The sequence below is a fragment of the bacterium genome (genome assembly GCA_023135785.1).
Classification (GTDB): domain Bacteria; phylum CAIJMQ01; class CAIJMQ01; order CAIJMQ01; family CAIJMQ01; genus CAZNJA01.
Window position 1 is genome coordinate 1 of sequence record JAGLSL010000057.1, and the last position, 5986, is coordinate 5986.

The 5986-nt window shown below is 38.4% G+C and carries 7 protein-coding genes; all 7 read right to left on the minus strand.

The window, feature by feature from the left end; all coding sequences use genetic code 11:
* Positions 1 to 1539: hypothetical protein (locus KAS42_04600; protein ID MCK4905497.1), on the minus strand; the 1539-nt coding region annotated here is incomplete at its 3' end.
* Positions 1540 to 1806: 267 nt separating this feature from the next.
* Positions 1807 to 2751: a hypothetical protein gene (locus tag KAS42_04605; protein ID MCK4905498.1), complete on the minus strand. Its 945-nt coding sequence runs from the start codon at positions 2749 to 2751 to the stop codon at positions 1807 to 1809.
* A gap of 174 nt (positions 2752 to 2925) precedes the next feature.
* Positions 2926 to 3102, minus strand: coding sequence for a hypothetical protein (locus tag KAS42_04610; protein ID MCK4905499.1), 177 nt, complete (start codon positions 3100 to 3102; stop codon positions 2926 to 2928).
* Positions 3103 to 3246: 144 nt separating this feature from the next.
* The gene (pheS, locus tag KAS42_04615) at positions 3247 to 4257 is read right to left on the minus strand and encodes a phenylalanine--tRNA ligase subunit alpha (GenBank protein MCK4905500.1); all 1011 of its coding nucleotides are present in this window, start codon (positions 4255 to 4257) and stop codon (positions 3247 to 3249) included.
* A 500-nt stretch (positions 4258 to 4757) separates the two neighbouring features.
* The gene (rplT, locus tag KAS42_04620) at positions 4758 to 5135 is read right to left on the minus strand and encodes a 50S ribosomal protein L20 (protein ID MCK4905501.1); all 378 of its coding nucleotides are present in this window, start codon (positions 5133 to 5135) and stop codon (positions 4758 to 4760) included.
* Between the two features lie 95 nt (positions 5136 to 5230).
* Positions 5231 to 5428, minus strand: a complete 198-nt coding sequence (rpmI, locus tag KAS42_04625) for a 50S ribosomal protein L35 (GenBank protein MCK4905502.1) — start codon at positions 5426 to 5428, stop codon at positions 5231 to 5233.
* Positions 5394 to 5960 (minus strand): translation initiation factor IF-3, encoded by a 567-nt coding sequence (gene infC / locus KAS42_04630; GenBank protein MCK4905503.1) that lies wholly within the window; start codon positions 5958 to 5960, stop codon positions 5394 to 5396. Before infC ends, rpmI begins: the two co-directional genes overlap by 35 nt.
* Positions 5961 to 5986 lie beyond the last annotated feature (26 nt).

Below are 5986 nucleotides of genomic sequence, written 5' to 3' on the forward strand. Positions count from 1 at the left end.
AATAACTTTTTCAAAACTGGGAGCTACCTCTATGGGAGGATGAATACTCTCGAAACTTACCGATATAATTTCTACGCCAAGTTCTTTTTTATCTGCTTCATCTTGAACTTTTCCTCTAAGCACATTTGTTAGAGGAAGTCTATTGACATTTAAAATGTCAAAAAAATCAACATTCATTATTATTTTGGTAAACTGGTTATATATAATCCCTTCAAGAACACTTTCCGGCGCTGAATGTTTATATGCATAACTAAAAAGATCAGTAGAATTAATTTTATAATAAACCCATATCGCTCCCGACAAAAAGTTTACAGGAACAGTTCTGCTTGAGACAGAAGAGACAGCTCTTTCGGTTGCCAGAGGAGAACTTGTTGGCACAGTTTCTTGGCTGGCAATGAGCCAGTTAAATTCTTCTTCATAATGTCTTTCCGTCCACAAAACTCTTTCTCCTTCTTCCCCTCTTACTCCCACACGAACCCGTTTAATTCTGTCAACATCATAAATTTTCGATTTCCCTATTGGGAACGGGAATTTAAGATGTAGCCCCGGGCCAAATAACTTCGGCTCGCCTTTTTCGCTTATGGGCTTGCCTAAAAATTCTATAAAAGCTTTTTCATAGGGTTGCACAATCACAATAGACGTAAGGATATATAGCAAGAATGCCCAGAGCATAAATAATGGGACCATTCTATTTCTTACGAATTGATAAAACCAAGTTTGAGTGATTCGAAAACCGAATTGGACATCGACTATTTCCGAGAAGGATGGGATAACTTCTTCAGGGGTAGACAAAAAATAATAAATCCTGGAATCAAAAAATGTGCGGTTTTTAGTTCCCGTTGTTCTATAAAATGAGACCAGAATGTTTAGAAGATATTCAATCCCGGCTAGTATAAGGAAAAAACAGAGAGCGTAAAATACAAACCATTCTATTCTTATAAGGTTAAAAGATCTAAAAGCAATAGAAATAGCTATAAGAAAAGTGAACAGCGCGTTTACGCCGAGATAAGTTCCTATAGCGCTAAGATCGTTTAATTGTTTTTCTTTAGACATACCAAGGATATAACGAGAGAATACAAAGATAACAAAAGTTAGCCCTATGAGAGGAAAACAAATTGCTAGATTTGCTTCATAGGTAAGAGGTTTTCCGCGAAAAAAATATAGTGCTCTAAAAACTACATAAATCAAAGCACTCGAAACAAGAAATCCCAGTATAGGCATCGCCCATTTTTCCGTCTGGCGCAGACGAACGCGGGATATAAGAATAGTGCTTTCATCGTCTTGAAAGATTCTGCCTTCTCTTTTAGTAAGCTCTTCAACTTCTTCTTTTTCAAGTGATTCTCTGTACCTTTGATGGAAAACAAGCAAAAAGATAGCAAAAATCGGTATTCCTATTAAGACATGGAAAGTTTCCAATAAAATAAGCGGAGATTTTACGCGAGTAAATAAAAAGTAAAATATAAGCGCGAGAACAATTTGGAATAAACAGGCAGCTAAAGCTGTTTGAAACCCTCTTTTGAATTTATTTTTTTCTTCCATATTTAAATATCGTTATTCTCCCCCTACATTTCTGCGAAATGAAACAGGGGGACTACAGGTTAGAGTTACCCGCCTTGACGAGCAAGGCGAGGCAGGCGATACTCGTTTTTTCGTAATCAGTAATTGGTAATTTTAAAAATTACGAATTACGCTTTACGAGTTACCAATTACGAGCCTTAACCGATACGGGTCCGACGACTCCGTATGATACGACACGTAGTGTCGGACTCCATCGGAGCTTCGTTACCGTTACCCATTTTTTAATTTCTATCTTCCGCCCGAAACTTCTCTGTTTTCCAATATGCTCCAAGTTAAAAAAAGCATACCCGCACAATACAGGAAAACGTATTTTAACACATTCCAAAAATAAGCAATGGGAATGTATTCTTTTTTTGTCCAGAATTCTTCTATCCAGAAAACTTGGAAATTAGGGATAATTGAATAGATGATTCTTATCCCCGGATTATGCAATAAACCGCCTAAAAACCAGTTTGATGCAAGTCCCAAAGCAAAAATCAAAAAAGTAAATGTCAATGTAAAAAAAACATTGCCTTTCAATGCTAACAGCGAAGCAATTGGACAAATAAGAACACTACTCATCCATAAAAGTATAATCGGATAAAACAAGTTCATCTGAAGAGGAGCCTTACTCATAAACCACAGAACGGATAAAGAAATTACAAGAAAAATGCTAAACAAAATTATGAAACTGGAAGCGAAATTTTTATCCGCGTAATAATTTGCCGCGGCGGCTACAAGCGCTGCTCCTATTAACGGTAGAAATTCAAACCAAAGAGTATGGTAGTTAACATCACTCCAAACTGCTTCCGGAACACCTACGTCCAATGTCATTATAAGAGCGCATATAAGGGGAATAAAGGCAAGAATCAATGCCAATGCCACCGCGCAAAACTTCGATAAAAGAAAAGTAAAACGCGATAAAGGTTTACTCAAAAGCAGTGTAGTCGTTTTGTCTTCTATCTCGCCGCCAACTATAGAAGAAGTAGCAAGAACGCTGATTAATAATCCAACAAGAAGAATAGTAGCCATATTTGTATCTATTAAGAATTTTTCAGCGTCAAAAAAGGTGAACATTGTAAAAGCCGGAGTGGAAACTATAAACAGATACGCTCCTACAATTGCAAGATAAAAAAACGACTGCCTGATAATATTCTTAAACGAAATATGAATTAAGGACGGTAAAGCTCGCATAAGACGAAATTATAACACATTTAAAAAATGGAAAAAACTTTTAATTACTAAGGAACGCAGAAAGTACTTCACATTGTGTGTCATTCCCGAATAGCCTGCCCCCGAATGCAGTAATCGGGGGTCTTTATCCCCAATAGAAACACTTGGGGACAAATCTGTTTATGACAAAGTATGTCATTCCCGAATAGCTTTTATCGGGAATCTATTCATGACGAAAGACTGGATTCCCCGTTCTGTCACTGCGAGGAGCCCCGCTGAAAGCGGGATAAATTCCGTGACGAAGCCCGCCTGCTTGCGAAGCGAGCAGGCAATCTCATTTATCCTATCATTCACGCCCTCTTTTTTTGTCATTCCCGCGAAAATTTACCCGCCTCTGGAGGACAGGAATACATTCTTATTATAGATTCTGCAAGAAAAATATGGGATGTGACCCTGATTTTACTGATTTTAATTTGAATGAACCCTGTAACGCAGAGTATCGGAATTTTGTTCCGATTAAAACTGACGTAAAAACTGTAAATTATTTTGATAAAAAAGCCGTATATCGCCGACGCCGTATTTCAGCATTGCTATCCTCTCAACACCCATACCAAACGCAAATCCGGTATATTTTTTGGGGTCGTAATTCACTTTCTTGAAAACGTTGGGATGAACCATGCCCGCGCCCAATACTTCCAACCAGCCGCTTCTTCCGCAGGTTGAGCAACCTTTACCCCCGCATATAATACACGAAATAGCCACTTCAGCCGATGGCTCGGTAAACGGGAAAAAAGAAGGAACAAAACGCATTTTTATTTCCTTGCCAAACATTTGGTGGATAAATTCTGATAAAACACCTTTCAAATCGGTAAAATGTATATCTGTATCGACAGCCAATCCTTCTACCTGATGAAACATCGGAGAATGTGAAGCGTCAGGATTATCTCTTCTATAACATACGCCCGGTGAAATTATCCTTATAGGTGGTTTCGTTTTCTCCATCACTCTTATTTGCACCGGCGAAGTCTGAGTGCGAAGTAAATATTTACCACCTGAAAGCTGGAAAGAATCCTGTTCATCTCTCGCAGGATGGTCAGGCGGGAAATTTAAAGCTTCAAAGTTATAATAATCAGTTTCTATTTCGGGCCCTGTAGCCACTTGAAATCCCAAAGGAGAAAAAATATCCACTATTTCTTGAATCGTTTTTGTTATGGGATGTTCTTTGCCAAGTGATAAAGGAAGACCCGGAAGAGTATGGTCAATAGAAACTTCTTTCCCTGTCTTCTGACCAAGATTATGCTTTATTTCCTCTAATCGAGCCTCAATGTCTTTGCGTAAAACATTTGCTTTCTGACCAACTAAAACACGTTCTTCCTGAATAAGTGTCCCCAAAGAACGAAGGACAGAGGTTAAACCACTTTTTCTTCCCAAAAATTTAACCCTTAACTCCTCTAATGTCTTGTTGTCTTTGATAGTTTCAATAGAGTCTAAAAATTCCTTCTTAATTTTTTCAAGTTCGTTTAGCATCTTTTATTTATATTTCTCTTATTTTTTGGTTTTGTTCCTTATCTTTAAACTATAAACCACAAACTATAAACTATCTTCGTAAAGTATAACATTCTAAATATCGGGGAAGCAAGAAGAAGACGAGACCATAGACCTTAGACATTGGACTGTAGAAAAACACCTGCCCGTTTCTTGCGGAAGCAAGAAAGACGGTTTTCTCACCCTACATTCTTTCCCCGTGAAATGCAAAGCATTTCCGGCCCCTAGAGATGCAGAGCATCTCAGGGTTTTAGTCCCTGAAAGGGAGAATAAAGTCCTTGAAATTCCATAGAATTTCTAAGGGCATAATGTAACAGGGGGACCATGGGTTATCGGTGTTTGTTAAAACATCAAAACAATAGCTGTTTGTCATTGTGAGGGCGTGGCAATCTCAAAAGTGACACTAGGAGATTGCTTCGTCGCTACGCTTCTCGCAATGACAGGGAAATTGCCAATTTCTTGGTGGGGAAACGAAGGTAAACTTAACTCGCCTTAGCAGGTTTTACTTCAATATGTTTCTTCGCTATCTCAACTAATGCAGAGAATGATTCTGGAGCGTTGACTGCCATTTCTGCCAGCATTTTTCTGTTTATTTCGACATTGGCTTTGGCTAAGCCGTCAATTAACTGTGAATAGGTTATGCCCTGGCTTCTTGTGGCGGCATTTATTCTCTGTATCCACAAACTGCGGAAGTTTCTCTTTTTTGTTCTTCTGTCTCTATAGGCATAGACAAGTCCTTTTTGAACAGCATCCTTTGCCACGGTATAGAGTTTACTTCTGCCGGCAACATATCCCTTCGCTTTGCCTAATATTCTTCTTCTTTTTTTCTTTTTTATTGTTCCTCTTTTTACTCTAGGCATCTCTACTCCTCACCTTGTTCGTAATCAGATAACAGAAGCAGTTTCCAGAAATCAGATTTTTCTGTCTTCTGTTTTCTGCCCTCTGTCCTCTGTCATCATTTATAAGGTATCAGCTCTTTGATTCTCTTATGGTCTGACGCATCAACTGTATCTTTTTGCGCTAATCTTCTTTTCTGCGTTGTACCTTTACTGCTTAAAAAGTGTCGTTTTCCTGCTTTGTTTCTTATTATTTTTCCGGAAGCAGAACAACGAAACCTTTTAGCCGCCGACTTCTTTGTTTTCAGTTTTGGCATTTTTATCTTTCTTAACTTCTATAGGCGCAAGAACCATCATTAGTGCTTTGCCTAACATATAAGAAGGTTTTGCAACTTTACTTATATCTTCCATTCCTTTCTGTATTTTCGCGAGAAGCTGGCTACCTCTTTCCTTACGAGCCATTTCTCCTCTTCTAAATCGCACTACTATTTTCGCTTTATGCCCATCCTCAAGAAACTCTCTGATGTGTTTTGTTTTTACTTCAAAATCGTGCTCGCCGATGGAAGGTCTAAAAACCATTTCCTTCATCTGCTGTACTCTCCGTTGTTTCTTCTGGTTTTTCTCTCTTTTTTGTTGTTCGTATTTATATTTACCGAAATCTATTATTCTGCATACCGGCGGTTTAGCTCCAGGTGCTACTTCTACAAGATCCAATTCCAACTCTTTAGCAATATATAAAGCACGATTTAACGGCATAACGCCCAGCTGCTTGCTATCGGGTCCTACTACTCTAACCGTTTCCGCCCTAATCCATCTATTTATTCGAACTCTTTGTGTTTTTACTTGCAAGGTTTTCTTTAAGATTTACTTTCTAA